Raw genomic sequence first — 17,569 nt, forward strand, 5'->3', positions numbered from 1 at the left:
CGTGGTAGACATCGCCGCCATCTGGCGTTAGCTTGGTTGAGCTGTACAGCTCTGGGCATACCTGGAGGGGGTTTTGGAATGGATAGGCTGGCAAGGGTTTTTCGCGTGTGGGGACAGCACTTGGCCAAGGCTGGGTTCCTCGCCGTGCTGCTGGTTTGGCTGGGGATGAGCAGTGTTGTCCAAGTTGCCTTCGCAGCTCCAGCCGATTTGGAGGAGCAGGTGCTGCAGATCATTCGCAAGAACCCCCAGGTGATCCTTGAGGCTGTGCAGGAGTACCAGCAGCGGCAGTACCAAGAGCAGCAGCAACAACAGCAGCAGTTGGCGGAAGAATTTGGCCGTCAGTTGCGGGAGAACCCGCGTGCTGTCATCGGAGACTCTCCTCAACTGGGATCCGACACTTTGCGGCTGGTGTTGGTGGAGTTTTCTGATTTCCAATGTCCCTTCTGCGCCCGCGCCCACGACACCCTCAAACAGTTCATGGCCGAGCACGGGAAGGAGGTGACCTTGGTGTATAAGCACCTGCCCTTGACCAGCATCCACCCGGAGGCGATGGCGGCGGCTCGCGCGGCTTGGGCTGCCCACCGCCAGGGCAAGTTCTGGGAGTTCCACGACGAGCTCTTCGCCAACCAATCCCAGCTTGGGGATGCGTTTTATGTGGCCACTGCCGAGAAGTTGGGCCTGAACGTGGAGAAGTTCAACCGGGATCGGCGCAGCCGGGCGGCAGAGCGAGCCATTCAGCGGGATATGGATCTGGCCTCTCAACTGGGCATTGGCGGCACGCCCTATTTCATCTTGAACGGCATTGCCTTCTCGGGGGCGCAGCCGCTGGAGGTGTTTGAGCAGACGCTGCAACAGGCCAAACAAGCTCTTTAGCCCGTTCAGGGTCTTAGGTCCTGATGTCGAGTCCCTATCGTTGCCCGGAGTGTGGGGATGAGTTCCTGTTTCGACCGGATCCCTGCCCCACCTGTGCAAGACGACAACGCCAGAAGCGACAGGCCGCTCGTGCCAAGGAAAAGCGGGGCAGCTACGACCTGACGGGCCAGGTGGCCACTGCCGAGTTCTGGCAACTGTTGCGCTGGTACCCCTGTTGCCCCCGCTGTGGCAGGCCATGGTCACAGGTGGGATCCGCCCCTGTGCAGGATCACATCATCCCGCTCAGCCGCGGAGGGCCCAACACGGCTGCCAACTTGCAGCCCCTCTGCCCGGCCTGCAACGGCTGGAAGGCAGACTTTCTCATCTATTTCGACAGGGCTGTGCCGGGTCAGGTGCGGGCTTTGCCCCCACAACTCTGGCCCAGCTTTCGGTGTTGGCTCCGCCTTACCGGGGCCGATCCAGGGGTGGAGGATATCCACAGCACCCCGTCCAACCCCTGCGAAAGGCAACTGGACTGGTTGGATCCCAGCCTAGATCTTGGCGGTGGGAATTGCCCCCAAGTGATGCAACAGTTGGCCTATCCCCTGGCCAGCCCGGCCCAGTTACAGGCGGAAACCCTGCGCCTCACCCTGGCGGCGATCTCACTTGTAGAAGGATCCCTGGTGATTCCAAGAAGTGGTGCAAAGGGCAACGAGGCCCAATGGGGCTATGCTCAACAGCCGCGAAACGGTTTCTGACCTCCCCTCTCCCTCAGGGAAAGGGGCTGAAGCCGGCTGCTGCTACTCGACGGGCAGGACGCGGGCGTCAAACCCCGCCTCGGCCAGGGCACGCCGCGCCTGTTCGGCATTGGCCCGCTGCCGGTAAGTGCCCACCTGAATCACAGAGCCGCGCACAAAAGCGTCAGGGGCAAACTGCTGCAGCTTAGGCAGCGCCTCTGCCCCGGCGGATACCACCACCCAAAATCCACCTGTGCCTTCTTCGCGCAGGGATGCGGGAGAGGGGGTGGGATCCTGAACCAGAAGCGGTCGAGAGCGGCGCAGGTCGGCGGGGAAGATCCCGGCTTCGTAGCCTTGGCCAGCCAGGTACCGCACTTGTTCGGCGGCAGCAGCCGGGTCGGCAAACCCGCCCGTGCGCACCACCCGCAGGTCGTCGTAGATCAAGGGCAGGGATCCCTCTAGCAGTTGTTTGAGTGCAGGCCATTTCTCCCCCCTGGGATCCGCCACCAACACCCAGTAGCGCTCCCCCTGAGGTGGCTGGGAGTCGGGATCCCTTCCGGATCCCCCTTCAGCTAGCGACACCGCCACCGCCGGCAAGCCCTGGGCAGTTAGCCAGCGGGCCTGATCCTGGGCCAACGACAGGCGGGAGAAGGTGCCCGTCTGCAAGGCGGCCTGGCCGCGGTATTGCACCACAGCAGCCCCTGGAAAGAAGCGGCGTACCCGCTCCTCTAGCCGGGGATCCCTGCTGGGGTTGGGCACATAGGTGGCAAAGGGCCGCTGGGGATCGGAGGGGGGAGCCGTTGGCGCCGGTGGGACAGGGTTTTCAGAACTGGCGGAGGGGCGGTCGGGCGCTGTTTGGGCGGGGAAAGCGGGCGGAAGGGGCGGATCCGTATCTTGACGGCTCACCACCCGCACCGGCAAGCCCAACCGTTCCAATTCGGCCTGGCGGCGTTGGGCGTGGTTGCGGTTGATGAAGGTTCCTGCCAGAATGAATACCTGTCCATCCCCTTGCACGAAATAGGCGTCCGGTACCTGGGCACGCACCTGAGCCAAGGCGGCTGCCTCGGCGGCCAAGACGTGGACTTGGTAGCGGGTTAAGGCCAAAGCAGCGGGCAGGGCAAGCATGCCAGCCGCCAGGGATCCAGCCAGGAGGGCTGCCGTCCTCCCCACTTGGGGCCATGGGCCGGCGGGGATCCCCTGCCACCCTGGAGCAGCCCTTTGGTTTATAAGCCATCTGTGGCACTGACACAGCCCAGCGTTCACGGGAGAAGCACAGATTTAGCGCATCTCTAGTATAGACAGGTCGGCAGAACTCCACTGCTGGTCGGAACGGTTTCAGCCAGGGGTTTTTAGAAGCGGCGGCGACGATAGCTCTGGCGGCGCGGCGCTCCGAGGGCGCGGGATCCTCCCAGGGCAAAGCGGAGGATCTCGGTTTTGTAGTGCTGGGAACCTTCGGTGTAGCGGGCAAGCTGAATGGTGGATCCCTGGCCGGAGGGGAGGGCCGGCAAAGGCTGCTCCGGCGTTGCAGCTTCGATGGCGATGAAAAACCGCAAGCGCAGCAGCACCTCCAACTTAGACAGGCGCTCGCTCTGTTCGGGCACGAGGCGGCCCAGAGAGATTTGGAGTCGCGGCCTGCGGCGCCGGGATCCGGGGCGGCCCCAGAGCTGCTGGATCAACGTCCACAGGGAGGCCTGCTCAGGGGATTTGACCAACAGCTTCAGTCCCGTCAGCGGGTTGAGGCCATAGGTAAGCAGCAGAGAATACATGGGCAGCGCACTGAGGAGCAGAGAGGCGTTTTTAGGTTAGGGTCAAAAGATAGCTTACAGGCCAACTGTAGCACTGCTACCCGCTAGCTGAAGACCAATGGCCATGGCCGGGATCCCCGACCAACGCTGGCTGTTCCATCCTGTGGATGAGCCGACGGCCCGGCGTCTGGCTGAGGTCGTGGGGATCTCGCCCCTGTTGGCCCAGATCCTGCTCAACCGCGGCCTGTCTGGCCCCGCCGAGATCCAACACTATTTGCAGCCGGATCCCACCTACCTGCCCCCGCCCAGCCATGACTTTGCCGAGCTGCCCCTGGCGGTAGAGCTGTTGGAGAGGGCGATTTGCCGGCAGGAGCCCATCGCCATCTGCGGCGACTACGATGCCGACGGCATGACCAGCACGGCCCTGCTGCTGCGGGCTTTGCGGGGCACACCGGTGGTTTACCGCATCCCCAGCCGCCTCAGGGAGGGCTATGGCCTCAACAGCCGCATGGTGCAAGAGCTGCACCGCGAGGGGGTACGCCTCATTCTCACCGTAGACAATGGCATTGCTGCCCACGAGCCCATCCAACTGGCCAAAGAGTTAGGGCTAACGGTGATCGTGACAGATCACCACGACTTGCCCCCCCAGTTGCCCCCTGCCGACGCCATTCTCAACCCCAAGCGGATCCCGGCATCGTCTCCCTATCGGGGGATGGCCGGGGTGGGGGTGGCCTACCTCCTGGCCCAAGCCTTGGCAGAGCGCCGCGGCGACGAACAGTTGGGGCGGGTAGCCCTGGAACTGTTTACCGTGGGCACCATTGCCGATTTGGCGCCGCTGACGGGGGTGAACCGTCTTTGGGTGCGGCAGGGGCTGGCTCTCTTGCCCACTTCGCCGCTGGCCGGGATCCGCGCCCTCTTGGCAGTGATGGGAATGACAGGATCCCTAGAGGAGCTGCGGCCAGAGTGGGTAGGGTTTGGCTTGGGGCCCCGCATCAATGCCATTGGGCGAATTGGCCGACCGGAGATGGGGATCCGGCTGCTGACCACCGACGACCCGCAGCAGGCAGAGAAACTGGCCCGCCGCTGTGAACGGCTCAACCAGGTGCGGCAGCAGATGTGCAGCCGCATTGAGGCGGAGGCTTTGGAGCAGATGGCCCGGCAAGAGCGGGATCTGGCGCAGGAGCGGGTGTTAATCCTTTTGGGAACTCCCCAGCAGCGCTGGCACAAGGGGGTGATTGGCCTGGTGGCTTCGCGGCTGGCGGAGCGCTTTGGCTGTCCAGTGTTTATCGGCAGCCAGTCGCGCCAGGGGGAGATCACTGGCTCGGCGCGGCAGGGGATCCCGGAGTTCGACGTGTTTCAGGCCCTGGAGTTTTGCAAGGATCTGTTTATCAAACATGGCGGCCACCCGGCGGCGGGGGGGTTTAGCCTGAAAGCGGAAAACTGGCCTCTTTTGGAAGAGCGGCTGCGGCAATTGGCCCAACAGCGTCTGCAGCCGGAGCAAATCCGGCCCCTGGTGCAGATCGACGCGGAGGTGGCGCTGGCGGATCTCACCCTCGACCTCTACCGAGAGCTGCAACGGTTGCAACCCTGTGGCATCGGCAATCCTGAGCCGGTCTTTTGCAGCCGCAACCTGCAGGTGCTGCAGCAGCAGCGATTTGGCCCGCAGCCTGCCCAGGGGGAGGAGGATACCCCCGGCCACCTAAAGCTGCTGCTCCGGGATCCCGTCAGCCGGCGCCTGGACGGGGCAGGATCCTCGCTTGCCGCACCAGCCAAAGTCCCCAGCCGTCCCCTTTGGGCCATTTGCTGGCGAGGGGCCGCCGCCTATCCCCTGCCGGAGCAGATTGACATCGCCTACACCCTCAAGGCTAAAAGGTGGGGGGAAGAAACCCAACTGGAGCTGGAAATTCTTGGGATCCGGCCTGCCGCAGAGGCCAGCTCTGCCAATCTTTCGCCCGCCGCCGTTGCTCCCACCATGTCCAATGCCAAAGCTGGGGCCCAGACAGCACCCTCGCCCCTGCTGATCTATCGCCCTGCCCCCCAGCCCACCCAACCGCTGCGTTGGCAGGCTGCATCTCGATTTTCTGCCCTCCTGCCCCAGGCGCGGGGAACGATCCTCCTCTACGGCTTCCGGCGCCCTACGTTTGTCCTTCTCCCGAAGCAGCATCCCTCCCTAACCCTCCACTACGACCGCCCCCAAGCTGGCCATCGCTACGACCAACTGTGGCTGTGGAGCTGGCCTCCCTCTTTGGATCACCTCAAGTGGCTGCTCTACTGCACCCCTAGCGACGCGCTGCTCGTTGTCCTGCACCACCAGGCGGTGCCTCTGCCCTCCGCCGCTGTCTTACAACGGCAATTGCGCCACTACCTGCAAAACCAAGCCCAGGTGGATCTGTTACGCTTGGCCCAACAATGGTGGCTGTCGCCAGCACTGTTGGTGGCGGGCCTGCGCTCCCTGGGGTATGCCTGTCCGGAGTTTGGCCCGACAGGATCTTTAGAAGAGGAGCTGGAGGCCCAACGGGCCTGGTACCGCAGCTCCTGGCAACAGGTGGCTGCCCTGCTGCAGGGATCCCGTCCGCAATAGACCCTTTGCTTCCCGCCAGCCTATGGGGATTAAACTGCTCCTCGGCTCCGACTACCACGGCAGCAACCGGCTGATCCAGCAGGCCCTTGACCATCTGCCCCAGGTGGATGCCTACATCAACTGCGGCGACTTCTGCTCCAAGGCTGGCAAGCCCTCCCTCAACGCCACCCAAGGCTTTTACCCAACAGCCGAAGCTGAGGTCATCCAGTTGCAATCTTTCCTGGCGGCAGTAGACGGCCTGGGCAAGCCCTGGCTCTTTTTGCCCGGCAACCACGACCCAGCCGCTGCCGTGTTGGATGCCCTAGCTGGCAGGTGGGGACGGGCCATCACCCAGTCTTGTTACTTTGAGTGGCTAGGGCTGCAAGTGTTGGCGGTGCCCTGGACTCCCCCTTGCGGCTGGAGCTGGACCCTTACCCGCAGCCATCTGCAGGAGCTGCTTACCCTCTACAGCCAGCCTCCTCGCCCCATTGACCTGCTGCTTAGCCACGCGCCGCCGCGGGGCCTGTTGGACGAAGGCGGCAAATGGTACCACCGCCGCATGCCCACCCTGCGCCCCCTGTTGGATCACCTACAGCCGCGCTACTACATCTGCGGCCACATGCACTGGGACGGGGGAAAGGTGGAACGCTGCGGCTCCACCCTGGTGATCAACACGGCCTTGCACAACATGGTTCTGGAAATCCACTGAGGACCTGGGCAGCCCTCTGCTGTCTGCTTTCTTCCGCTAAGATACCTGTGTTTCCCGCGATCCCCAGCCTATGGCGCGCCCCTTGATCTTGGCCAGCAGCAACCCTGGTAAATGGCGGGAGTTCAACACCTTCTTCCAGGCCCATGCTCCCAGCTGGGATCTGCGTCCCCTGCCGGCGGCGATAGAAGTGGAAGAAAGCGGCAGCACCTTTGTCGAAAATGCCCTTCTCAAGGCCAAGGCTGTAGCAGCCGCTCTGGGGGAGTGGGCCATTGCCGATGACTCTGGGCTGGCGGTGGCAGCCCTTGGCGGCGCCCCGGGGATCCATTCGGCCCGCTATGCCCCTGACGATGCCGCCCGCATTGCGCGGCTGCTGCGGGAGATGGAAGGGATCCCCAACCGCCAAGCCAGCTTTCACTGCGCCATTGCTGTGGTGGATCCCCAGGGGCAGGTGCGGGCCTTGGTGGAGGGCATCTGCCACGGGGAGATCCTGGCTCAGCCCCGGGGAGCAGGAGGATTTGGCTATGACCCGCTCTTTTGGGTGCCGGAGGTGGGGCTGACCTTTGCCGAGATGAGCCCGGCGCAAAAGGAAGCCGTCAGCCACCGCGGCCAGGCCCTGAGGGCCTTGAAAGAACAGCTCCTGATCTTGGAGCGCAGTCTAGGCTAGCTTGGAGGTACGGCGGCATTTGTCCACGACAAGAGCCCGAGATCACGGCAGCAACCTGGGCCAGAAAAGGCTGCACAATGCCGCTGAGGGGATCCCTTGAACCCCAAGGCTGCAGCTCTGTGGATCCTACCTGCCAAAAGGTTTCCTCGGTACAGGAAGATGGGAATGCCAGTTTTGCGTTGGGAGCCTGAAGAATGACCTTCTCTGAGGAGCGCGATCCAAACCGTTTTCCAGACTCAACGGCTGCTGCCGGTGAGGGAAGCCGCGGCCAAGCTCCCAGCAGCTCAGAGTCCCAAGGCCGGCGTTCCCCGCCCCCCTTGCCGGAGGACAGTTCTGCCCCCTCCGCTGGCGGTGCCCAAGACTGGCTAGAGGATGAGGAGAGGCAAAACAATGGGAAGGCGTCTTCTGCTCGTCTCTCTGGGCGCGCCCTGCAAGCGGAGGATGCCAGGAGAGAACAGAGGGCTAGCTCAGCCCGAGAAGCTGCCGCCGGATCTTCGCGGGGTGAGGAGACAGAGTCCTCTCGGCCCCGGGCCAGGCGTGCCGGACAAGCCTTGGTTCCCCGGCGCCCTATCTCCAGCAACTGGGGCTACGACGGATCGGCCCGCTCTTCCGCCTATGCCGGCTCCTCCCGGTCTGCAACTTACGGCTACACCGCCGGCTCCGGGGGCAGTGGGGGATATGGAGGTGGAGGGCGCAGCAGCAGCTCCTCAGGGGAAGTCTCCTCTTCGGATCTGACAATCTTGCTGGTGGTGGCCCTGCTGGCTTTCTTTGGTGGGTTTGCCATCCGCAACCTCTTCGCGGAGTCGGGCGGCTTTGACGATGAGCGTCCCATCCGCGCGGCCAACGTGCCGGCGGCCTTCCGGGACTTTTGCTTTGCCTACAACGGCACGGCTTCCTTTACCGTGGTGCAACTAACCAGCGTTTCCGCCCTCACCATGGCCTCGGTGCCCATTTACAAGATGGACACCTGCACCATCCCCGTCAGCCAAACCGCCAACGCCCTGCAGGCCTTGGGCATCCGTGGCCGAGCCAACACCTTAGGCCCGCAACTGGGCGGATCCAACCTCACCCTCATTCAGCTCCCCTTGGCCAGCGGCTTGGCCCGCGCCATCTACAACCAGTTTCCTAGCTTGGCCAGTCAGGGTAATGAGGCCCAGGTTCTCTCCCAACTGGAAACCACCATCAACGACGCCCTGCGCTCCAACGTGGAGGGGCTGGCCCTGCAAGGCCTGGAGCCTACCAACATCCCCGACGTGTACGTGGTGATCCCGGGCCACTCCTTTAACTTGCAACCGCAGCTTAATCTGCGCTAGCTCTCCTTTCTAGGGAGACTGCTGTGTTCATCACCTTAGAAGGTGGAGAAGGAGCGGGCAAAACCACTCAGCAGTCCCTTTTGGCCGAGCAGCTTCAACAAGAGGGCTATGCTTGCCTGTGTACCCGCGAGCCAGGGGGCACAGCACTGGGAAAGGTGCTGCGGGAGCTGCTGTTGCACGGGGATCCCATAACGCCGCTGGCCGAGTTGCTCCTGTACGCGGCAGACCGGGCCGAGCACGTGCAAAGATGCCTCCTTCCCGCCCTGGCGGCAGGGCAGGTTGTGCTCTGCGACCGCTTCACCGACTCTACCCTGGCCTACCAGGGCTATGGTCGCGGGCTGGACCTGGAGAAGATCCGCCAGCTCAACCACTTGGCTACCGGCGGGCTGCAGCCGCACCTCACCCTGTGGTTGGATCTCCCCCCTGAGGTGGGGCTGGCGCGTTCGCGTCAGCGTCGCGTAGCGATTACCCGTTCCCTACAGTCAGAGGCCGACAAACTCGAGCGAGAACACCTGGAGTTTCACCGCCGAGTTTACCGCGGATTTCAAGCTCTAGCCGCCGAGTTCCCGCAGCGGATTGTTCGCATCGACGCCATGGGATCCCCGGCAGAGGTAGCCACCCGCATCTGGGCAGCGGTCAGGCCCCGCCTACCAAAGGCTCCGCCCTGCTAGCCCGAATGGCGGTCTCAACCGTTTCCCTGGCCATACCCTGCTCAGAGGTTAAGATTAGGTTAAAAAAGAAGAGGGCGCGGGTGACCTCAGGGTAAGGTAAGTAGGCTATGCAGGGAAAGCCTTCTGCCCTTTTTAGGCCCCGTTTTGACAGGTAGAGGAGATTTGCCGTGAATGCCATTGCTGCTGAGCAGAAAAGCGAGCACTCGATCCTGCTGGCGTCTTCCCCTTCACCCACCGTGGCCGCTTGGGCCCACCAATTGTTAAGCCAGCAATGGCAGCGGCTGCAGAAGCACGTGGGGAGAGTGCTCAACCAGCACCCCGAGGCAGCAGAGTCCCTCCATCAAATCCGGGTGGGCCTGCGCCGCATCGGCACCTGGGTGGAGGTGTTTCAGGGATCCGTGCGCCTGCCCAAGCCGCTCAAGCCCAAACGTCTGCAAAAGTTGACCAGAACCCTGGGCCAGCAGCGGGATTTGGACGTGTTGCTGGAAATCCTCCAAGAGCCCTATTGGCAGGGGATCCCAGCAGCCGAGCTGGAGGAGCTGGAGGAAGACCTGCGGCAGTGTCAGGCCCAAGCCGAGAAACGTTCCCGCCGCATTTTGGAAGATGCAAACTTCCAAGAGTTTCAGGCAGCCTGCGCGGAGTGGCTGGAGCACCCCCGCTACCGGCCTGCGGCCCAGCTTCCCCTCCAGGAGAGCTTGCCTCACCTGTTGGCTCCTTTGCTGGCCGCCTGGTTCCTGCAGCCGGGCTGGCGGATCCCGTCTTTTCCCGAGACAGAATCTCAGGCCAAACAGCTACACGATCTGCGCAAAGCCACCAAACGCCTGCGCTACCAGGTGGAGTTTTTCGCCCCCTTTTACGGGGAAACTGTGCAGGAGTGGATCAAAACTCTGAAAGGCCTACAGGAGCAACTGGGCCGCTTCAACGATTTACAGGTTTTGCAGGCCAAGTTGCCCGCCGACTCGGCCCTACAGCCTAGGTTACGTGAGCAACAAGAGCTGGCTTTGCAGGATTGGCCGTTGCAGCAACAGCGCTACCGCAACCCTGCCGACCAGCAGCGGCTATATCAACTGCTATTCTCGGCTGGGGAAAGCAGCAACGGGGAAGCCCAGGTGGTAGGCTAGGGCGTAGGGTTGGACAAGCCTGCTCTAGGTCTAGGGGAGGGACAGCGGTGAGCTCCGCTTTTGCCTCAGGGCTAGAGGGAAGTCGGCTATTGTCTAAGTCTTTCCCAGAGCAGGAACTCCAGCCCCTTCACTGCTGCTCCTGCCCCTCCTGCCTATGAAAAAGGGAATTGCCACGGCCATCGCTTTGCTTTGCTGTTTGCTGCTCCTGCTTTTCTTCTGGCCCCTGAGAACGGCTGCCCAAAAACAAACCCTTCAACTCTACATCTGGTCGGAATACATTGACCCGGCCATTCTCACTGCCTTTGAGAAAGCCACCAATAGCCGCGTGGTGGTGAGTGTGTACGAGTCCAACGAGGACATGATCGCCAAGCTGCGGGGGGGCGGCGTGAGCCAGTACGACGTCGTTGTGCCCACGGACTACGTTGTGCCCAACATGGTGGAGCTGGGCCTGCTGCAGCCTCTCAACAAAGCCCTGATTCCCAATCTCCGCAACTTGGGGGAGAAGTTTGTCGGCTTGCCCTTTGACCCAGAAAACACCTACACAGTTCCCTACCAGTGGGGCACCACCGGCATCGGCTACCGCAAAGACCGCCTGCCGGAAAACTTTGAGCGCTCCTGGGGTCTGATTTTCGACCCGCAGCAGCAGTACGGCCCCTTTGTGATGATCGATGAGATGCGCTCCATGATTGCCGCGGCGGCCCTCTACCTCGGCTTCGATATCAACACCACTGTTCGCTCCGAACTGCAGCAGATCCAGCAGCTTCTCATCGACACCAAACGCCGCAGCGCCGGCCTCATTGGCGGGGTGGGCGGCAAAAATCAATTGGTCTCCGGAACAGCCAACGTGGCGGTTGTCTACAGCGGCGATGCCCTGCAAGCTGCTGAGGAAAATCCCAACATTGGCTACTTTGTCCCTCGCGAGGGCGCTCACATCTGGCTAGATGTGATGGCCATCCCAGCCAAAGCTCCTAACCCGGAGCTGGCCAACCGCTTCATCAACTTCCTTCTGGAGCCGGAAATTGGCGCCCAACTGAGCAACTACAACCGCTTTGCCACCCCCAATGCTGCCGCCCTGCCTAAGATTAACCCGCAGGATCGCCAAAACCCAGCTATCTATCCCGATGAGGCAACCTTTGCTAGGCTGCAGTACCTCAAAGTGCTGTCGCAGGAGGAGCTCCGTCTCGTAGACGCTGTCTGGACTGCCGTCAAAAGCAGCTAGGGATCCTTGTCGACCTCACCTTGTTAGCTCTCGACACAAAACTTGACACTTTTTAATATCTGAGCCACATTGGAGATGTCACCCCTTGATGGAGTTGCAACCATGGAAAACCAAGAAGCTAAGTTCGGCTTTACCACCTTCGCCGAAAAATGGAATGGCCGTCTGGCAATGTTGGGCTTTGTGATTGGCGTTTTGACCGAGTTGCTTACGGGCCAAGGGATCCTCTCTCAAATTGGCCTGATGTAATCCCAGCCCGCCTGATTGGGTCGAAGCACTAGCTAGACACCTTTTTGCCCGGCTGTCCTCTTCTAGCTTGCTCAAGCAGCCGGGCTTTTGCTGCAGTTCCGAGCCAGAGTGAAGCCCAAACAGCCGAAAGTAGTTGTTCCTTCTGCCCCCAACGGTTCCCCACTTGATCCCCATCTCCTTTTGGGAGAGGGGCTGGGGGTGAGGGCAACAAGTCTGGGATCGCCCTAGCCTTCCAATTCCTGCAGGTACTGGCAAATGTCGGCCAAGATGCGCTCCAGCTCCTCCAGGTTCTGGGAAGCGCTTGCCCATTTTGGGTCATCAGCTTGGGATCCCGGCTGCGCCAGTTGCACCCCCAGGTGTTCTAGCTCGCGGGCTGCTTGACAAAAGCCATTGGCCCCCACGTTGGCGCTAGCTCCCTTGAGGCGGTGGGCAATTTTCCTCAAGTCTTCGGCATTACCCGCTGCAAGAGCTTGGCGCAGCCGCGGCAACTGCTCCTGGCCATCTTGGACAAACACCTGCAGCAGCTCCCGCTGAAACTGGCGGTCACCTCCCGTAACCCGCTCCAAGTAGGCGGCGTCGATGGGGTAGGGCAGCGTGGGAGCAGGGTCACCGCCGGCAGCTTCAGGAGAAGGCGGATCGGACGAAGCCGCCCCGTTGGCTGCTCCTGCTGCGGAAGGGGCGATCCTTTGGCTCCAGTGGTTGAGCACTTTTTCCAGATCCTCCTTTAGCACCGGCTTACTGAGATAGTCGTCCATGCCCGCTTGCAGGCAGCGCTCCCGATCCTCCTGCATGGCGTTGGCCGTGATGGCAATCACCACGGTGCGGTGGCCGGATCCCCGCTCCTGCTGGCGCAGGCGGCGGGTGGCCTCGTAGCCATCCATCACCGGCATCTGGCAATCCATGAGGATGAGGTCGTACTTGACTTGCTGCAGCAAATCCAGCACCTCCTGGCCGTTGGCCACCACATCCGCCAGGTAGCCCAAGCTCTGCAGCTGGCGCAGGGCCACCTTCTGGTTGACGGGGTTGTCTTCGGCCAAGAGGATGCGCAGGGGTTGCTGGGGGCGGCTGGCCGAGGGCGCACTCTGCGAAAGGGGTGGGCCCATGCCCAGCAGCGCGGTGGCCAGGCCGGAAGACTTGCCCAGGGCCATGATCAGAGCTTCTTGCAATCGCGTTTGCTTGACCGGCTTGGTTAGGTAGGCAGCAAAGCCAATCTCGGCGGCGCGGCGGGAGTGCTCCCCCAACCCCAGCGAGGTCATCATCACCAGTTGCGTCGGGGACAGTTCGGGATCCGCCTTGATCCAGCGGCCCAGGGTTTCCCCATCCACCTCCGGCATCTGCATGTCCAAAACCGCCAAGGGGAAGGGGATCCCTTCCCGCGCAGCCTGGCGCAGCTTGTCCAGAGCCTGGTAGGCATTTTCGGCTTCTTCCACCACCATGCCCCAAGCGGTGGCCTGGCAGCGGACAATCTTGCGGTTGGTGGCGTTGTCGTCCACCACCAACAGCCGCTTGCCCTGGAGATTGACAGGGATGCGGGCAGGGTGCTGGGAGATTTGTCGGGCGTAGGGTTGTCTTTCCAGGGTCAGCTCGAGGCTGAAGGTGCTGCCGCGGCCCACCTCGCTCTCTAGGAAGATCTTGCCCCCCATCAGCTCTGTCAGTTGCTTGCAAATGGCCAGGCCCAGCCCTGTGCCCCCGTATTTGCGGGTGGTAGAAGCATCCACTTGGGTGAAGGGCTGAAACAGCTTGGCTTGCGCTTCCTTGGGGATCCCGATCCCTGTATCCCTTACCGAGAGCCGCAGTTGGACATGGGTGGCCGTTTTTTGCAGCAGCTCGGCCTGGATGACCACCTCCCCTTGATGGGTGAACTTGATGGCGTTGCTCACCAAGTTGTTGAGGATTTGGCGCAGCCGCGACGCATCCCCCCGCAGATAGCGGGGCACTTCCGGCGGCATGAGCACCGCCAGCTCCAGGCCCTTGGCGTGGGCAGTGGGGGCAAAGAGATCCGCCACCTCCTCCAAACAGGCCCTCAGGTCGAAGTCCAGGATCTCCAGCTCCATCTCCCCGGCTTCCAGCTTGGAGAAGTCCAGGATGTCGTTGATGAGGGTCAGCAGGGCATCGCCGCTGATGCGGATGGTCTCGACAAAGTCCCGCTGCTCGGGGGTCAGGGGCGTCTCCAGCAACAAGCCCGTCATCCCCAGCACCGCGTTCATGGGGGTGCGGATCTCGTGGCTCATGGTGGCCAAGAAGCTGCTTTTGGCCTGAGAAGCCTGCTCTGCCGCTTTGCGGGCTTGTTCTAGCTCAAGGCTGCGCTGGCGCTCCCGCTCCAGGAGCTCTGCCTGGGTAAGGGCAATGCCGATTTGGTTGGCCAGTTGCACCAGCAGCTCGATCTCAAACGGCTGCCACTGGCGGGGTGCAGAACACTGGTGGGCTAACAACAGCCCCCACAGCCGCTGCTCCATGAAGAGGGGCACCACCAGGTTGGCCTTCACCTGCATTGTTTGCAGCAGCTCCAGGTAGCAGGGCTCCAGCCCTTCGGCCTCCACGTCGCTGATGGCGCGAACCCGGCCCTGGCTGTAGAGCTCGGCATATTTTTCCTGAAAACAGGGATCCTCAATCACCTCGCCCAAAAGGGAAGGGATGCCGGGCTGGGTTTTCTCGTTGGAGATGATCCCGGATCCATCCGGCTGGAAGCGGTAGACCAAAACGCGATCCGCCCTGAGCAGGGCTTGGATCTCCGTTACTGCCGTTTCCAGGATCTCGGCAATATCCAGCGATTGGCGGATCTTTAAGCTGAGATCGGCCAGCAGTTGGGCCCGCCGGCTCTGCCGCTCCAGCTCCTCGGCAGCTTTTTTGCGCTCGGTGATGTTGCGGAAAATGCCCCGCGTGGAGACCATCACCCCATCTTCAAGGCGGCAGTTAACACTTCCCTCCACCCAGATGGTTTCGCCCTTGGCAGTCACAAAGGCCGTCTCCACCTTGTCCAGAGGTTGGCCAGCCAAAAGCTTCTGGAAAACCACCTGGCAGTGCTCTCGATAGTCGGGGTGGATGATGTCGAAAACCCTCATTTGGTGGATTTGAGCTTCGTCGTAGCCCAGGGTCTCCTTCCAGGCGCGGTTGACATAGAGAAAGTACCCTTCGGCATCGACAGCCTGAATGAGATCGCTGGCATTTTCAAAGAGATCCCGGTAGCGCTCTTCGCTTTCTTTGAGAGCCAGCTCCGCCAGCTTGCGCTCGGTGATGTCGATGCCGGTGCCGATGATAAACTCCACCTCGCCCTCGGCGTTGACCAGGGCGGTGTTGGTCCAAGCAATGAGCCGCAGCGCCCCCTGCTTGGTGCGCCAGAAGTTTTCATGGCGGTTTAAGAAAAGGGAGCGACTGCCCTTAAGTTGTTGAAAAGCTTGCTTCAGGCGGGCCATCTCCCCCGCCGGGATCAAGCCCAAGTCCCAGAGCAGTTGGCCCTTGACTTCTGCCAGCGAATAGCCAGAAAGCTGCTCGGCAGCGCGGTTAAAGCGCAGGATGCGCCCCTCGGGATCCATGACCACCACCACAGCGCCTGCCGTGTCGAGGATGGCGCTGGTAAAGTCCCGCTCCTGCTTGAGGAAGGTTTCCGCCCGCTCCCGCTCGGCAGTTTCGCGGCGAATGAGGGCATAAACTGCGGCCAACAGCAAGTAGGTAAAAGCCAGCCCCCCCAGCAGGATGGCATTGGTTCTAACCCAAGCAAGCTGGAACTGCTCGCTGCGCTGCTGCAACAGAAGCCGCTCTTGCTCCTGGAGCGCCTCCACTAGGTTGGCGATCCGCTCCATCAACCTTTGCCCTTCGCCCTTCTTCAAGGCTTCTTGAACAGCGGCCAGCCCCTCTTGATCCCGGAGCCGGATAAGATCTTGGGCAAGGTTCAGACGCTGTTCCAAAAGCAGCTCCAGCCACTTCAGGCGCCCTTGCTGGAGAGGGTTGTCGGCTGTCAACTCTTGCAGCCGGCTAAGACGAGTGGGAATGGCCTCAAGGCTGGCCTTGTACTCGTCGAGGTAGCGAGTCTCGTTGGTCAAAAGGTAACCCCGTTTACCTGCCTCGGCAGCACGGATCTCTGAGAGCAATCCTTCCAGGTTCTGGATCACTTCCAGGGTATCGGCCACTTGCTCCGTCAGTTGGGGCAGGCGACTGGCGTTGCGCTGGGCAGAGTAGGCGATCCCGCCCAAGATCAGGGCAGCCAGGCCCAGGCCAGCACTGACCTTGAGGAGAAAGCGGTTTTTGCGAGCAGGCTTGCTCTCGCCAGCTTTGGGAAGCAAGGGAGCCTTGGCCAACTCCCGCAAGGTGCGGCGCAGCTCCAGTTGGGCTGTCACCTGATGGGCCAGGGCCTTGAGCTGCTCCAATTGCTCCGGGCTGAGCTGGCGGGGTTGGTAGTCCACCACGCAGAGGGTACCCAGCGCTTGCCCTTCCGGCGTTACCAAGGGCACACCGGCGTAAAAGCGAATATGCGGCTCTTGGGTTACAAAAGGGTTGTCGGCAAAGCGCGGATCCTGGGTGGCATCGGGCACCACCAGCGGCTCTTTGGGCGAGAGAATGGCGTGGGCACAGAAGGCCACATCCCGCGGCGTTTCCTCGATGCCCTCAATGCCGAACTTGGCCTTAAACCACTGGCGATGCTCGTCGATGAGAGAGACCAGCGAGACGGGCGTGCCGCAGATGTAAGCAGCAAGCCGGACGATCTCGTCAAAGGCAGTTTCAGGGGCTGTATCGAGAACTTGATACTCTCGTAGGGCAGCCAGCCGCTCTTCTTCGTTGGGGGGAAGGGGAGCCTTGGGCATAGGTCAAGCTGGAGAGACGGGATCCCGCGCTGCCGTGGGTGAACCTCAGCAGCCTGGTAAAAGAGACAACCCCAGCATAACTCCCCGACCGCCTTGCCGAAATCCTCAAGGATCTATGCCCCCAAACGAACCAAGCGGGAGCCGTACTGCCTGACTTGAGGGAAATGCCCTTGTTCTCGGAGGGTGATCCCAGGGGCTTGGCTTTCAAGAAACTATACAGATACACGTAAAGGCAAGAAAATCTCGACGACCCTCGCTTAACACATTTAGCATTTAGTTTTACTTATCTTAAAAATAAGCAGGTTCTAGTACTTTTAAGTTGAAACTTTCCAATTAGAGACTTATGATGGTCGGACAGACTTCAGGATCAGGCTTTTGGGGATAGGGCAGTCTTATGAACAAGCTTCAAGACAGTCTGGTGAAGGCTCTCACCATTGACGGAGCACTGGGCGTGGCTTTGGGGGACTGGAAGACCGGAATGTGTCTGGGGTTTAAGGGCACCAACAGCCCTGCCTTTCCCGAAGCTAATCTGGAGTTGGCCATTGCCGGAAACACAGAGGTGATCCGCGCCAAGATGCGAGTTGCAGAGTCTCTTAAGTTCGCCGACAGAATCGAAGAGATACTTATTATTCTGGAGACTCAGTATCACCTGATGTATCTACTTAAGCACATACCTGGGCTATTTTTCTATCTGGCTTTGGATCGGGAGAAAGGCAACTTGGCTCTTGCTCGTATCAAGCTCTCCCAAATCGAAAAAGAGCTGACTCTCTAAAAGTTACGGCCTTTTCCGGCCTCACAGGAGTTCTGCAGCCAAGCAAGATTCTTTTAGGGCTTGCTCTACGTTGAGGTGATGGAGTAGTTAGCAACCAAGCCAAAAGAATGCGGAACCGGGGACTTGAACCCCGATGGCATTGCTGCCACTAGAACCTGAAT

Annotated in this window: 14 protein-coding genes; 11 read left to right on the forward strand and 3 right to left on the reverse strand. The window is 61.3% G+C overall.

Annotation, left to right across the window (positions count from 1 at the left end):
• Positions 1-78 precede the first annotated feature (78 nt).
• Together NW852_RS07820 and NW852_RS07825 are read left to right on the forward strand one after the other, a co-directional pair.
• The gene (locus NW852_RS07820; protein WP_414371199.1) at positions 79-873 is read left to right on the forward strand and encodes a DsbA family protein; all 795 of its coding nucleotides are present in this window, start codon (positions 79-81) and stop codon (positions 871-873) included.
• A 23-nt stretch (positions 874-896) separates the two neighbouring features.
• Positions 897-1,610 (forward strand): HNH endonuclease, encoded by a 714-nt coding sequence (locus NW852_RS07825; protein WP_414371197.1) that lies wholly within the window; start codon positions 897-899, stop codon positions 1,608-1,610.
• Between the two features lie 42 nt (positions 1,611-1,652).
• Here the strand turns inward: NW852_RS07825 and NW852_RS07830 are convergent, their stop codons facing one another.
• Entirely contained in the window at positions 1,653-2,759 is a 1,107-nt protein-coding gene (locus NW852_RS07830) for an SPOR domain-containing protein (RefSeq protein ID WP_414398764.1), read from the reverse strand.
• Positions 2,760-2,938: 179 nt separating this feature from the next.
• Positions 2,939-3,355 (reverse strand): hypothetical protein, encoded by a 417-nt coding sequence (locus tag NW852_RS07835; protein WP_414364996.1) that lies wholly within the window; start codon positions 3,353-3,355, stop codon positions 2,939-2,941.
• A 97-nt stretch (positions 3,356-3,452) separates the two neighbouring features.
• On the opposite strand from NW852_RS07835, the gene recJ reads away from it, so the two are divergent.
• The 8 genes from recJ (at position 3,453) to NW852_RS07875 (ending at position 11,837) form a co-directional block, all read left to right on the forward strand.
• Positions 3,453-5,915: a single-stranded-DNA-specific exonuclease RecJ gene (gene recJ / locus NW852_RS07840; RefSeq protein WP_414371194.1), complete on the forward strand. Its 2,463-nt coding sequence runs from the start codon at positions 3,453-3,455 to the stop codon at positions 5,913-5,915.
• 22 nt (positions 5,916-5,937) lie between these two features.
• The gene (locus NW852_RS07845) at positions 5,938-6,603 is read left to right on the forward strand and encodes a metallophosphoesterase family protein (RefSeq protein ID WP_414365000.1); all 666 of its coding nucleotides are present in this window, start codon (positions 5,938-5,940) and stop codon (positions 6,601-6,603) included.
• 70 nt (positions 6,604-6,673) lie between these two features.
• Positions 6,674-7,267 carry an RdgB/HAM1 family non-canonical purine NTP pyrophosphatase gene (gene rdgB / locus NW852_RS07850; RefSeq protein WP_414365002.1) on the forward strand — a complete coding sequence of 198 codons (594 nt, stop codon included), beginning with the start codon at positions 6,674-6,676 and terminating at the stop codon, positions 7,265-7,267.
• 551 nt (positions 7,268-7,818) lie between these two features.
• The gene (locus NW852_RS07855; protein ID WP_414426611.1) at positions 7,819-8,580 is read left to right on the forward strand and encodes a hypothetical protein; all 762 of its coding nucleotides are present in this window, start codon (positions 7,819-7,821) and stop codon (positions 8,578-8,580) included.
• A gap of 23 nt (positions 8,581-8,603) precedes the next feature.
• Positions 8,604-9,251 carry a dTMP kinase gene (gene tmk / locus NW852_RS07860; protein WP_414371189.1) on the forward strand — a complete coding sequence of 216 codons (648 nt, stop codon included), beginning with the start codon at positions 8,604-8,606 and terminating at the stop codon, positions 9,249-9,251.
• A 167-nt stretch (positions 9,252-9,418) separates the two neighbouring features.
• Entirely contained in the window at positions 9,419-10,372 is a 954-nt protein-coding gene (locus NW852_RS07865) for a CHAD domain-containing protein (RefSeq protein ID WP_414426612.1), read from the forward strand.
• A 196-nt stretch (positions 10,373-10,568) separates the two neighbouring features.
• Positions 10,569-11,591: a spermidine/putrescine ABC transporter substrate-binding protein gene (locus NW852_RS07870; protein ID WP_414426613.1), complete on the forward strand. Its 1,023-nt coding sequence runs from the start codon at positions 10,569-10,571 to the stop codon at positions 11,589-11,591.
• Between the two features lie 75 nt (positions 11,592-11,666).
• Complete coding sequence (locus tag NW852_RS07875; protein WP_414361756.1) at positions 11,667-11,837, forward strand: high light inducible protein; 171 nt, start codon at positions 11,667-11,669, stop codon at positions 11,835-11,837.
• Between the two features lie 224 nt (positions 11,838-12,061).
• Here NW852_RS07875 and NW852_RS07880 read toward each other — a convergent pair whose 3' ends face one another.
• Positions 12,062-16,636 carry a GAF domain-containing protein gene (locus NW852_RS07880; protein WP_414371183.1) on the reverse strand — a complete coding sequence of 1,525 codons (4,575 nt, stop codon included), beginning with the start codon at positions 16,634-16,636 and terminating at the stop codon, positions 12,062-12,064.
• A gap of 394 nt (positions 16,637-17,030) precedes the next feature.
• Between NW852_RS07880 and NW852_RS07885 the strand changes: the two genes are divergently transcribed.
• The gene (locus NW852_RS07885; protein WP_414371181.1) at positions 17,031-17,408 is read left to right on the forward strand and encodes a hypothetical protein; all 378 of its coding nucleotides are present in this window, start codon (positions 17,031-17,033) and stop codon (positions 17,406-17,408) included.
• The last annotated feature ends 161 nt before the right edge of the window (positions 17,409-17,569 follow it).

This window comes from Synechococcus sp. H60.1, assembly GCF_047462335.1.
Lineage (GTDB): Bacteria > Cyanobacteriota > Cyanobacteriia > Thermostichales > Thermostichaceae > Thermostichus.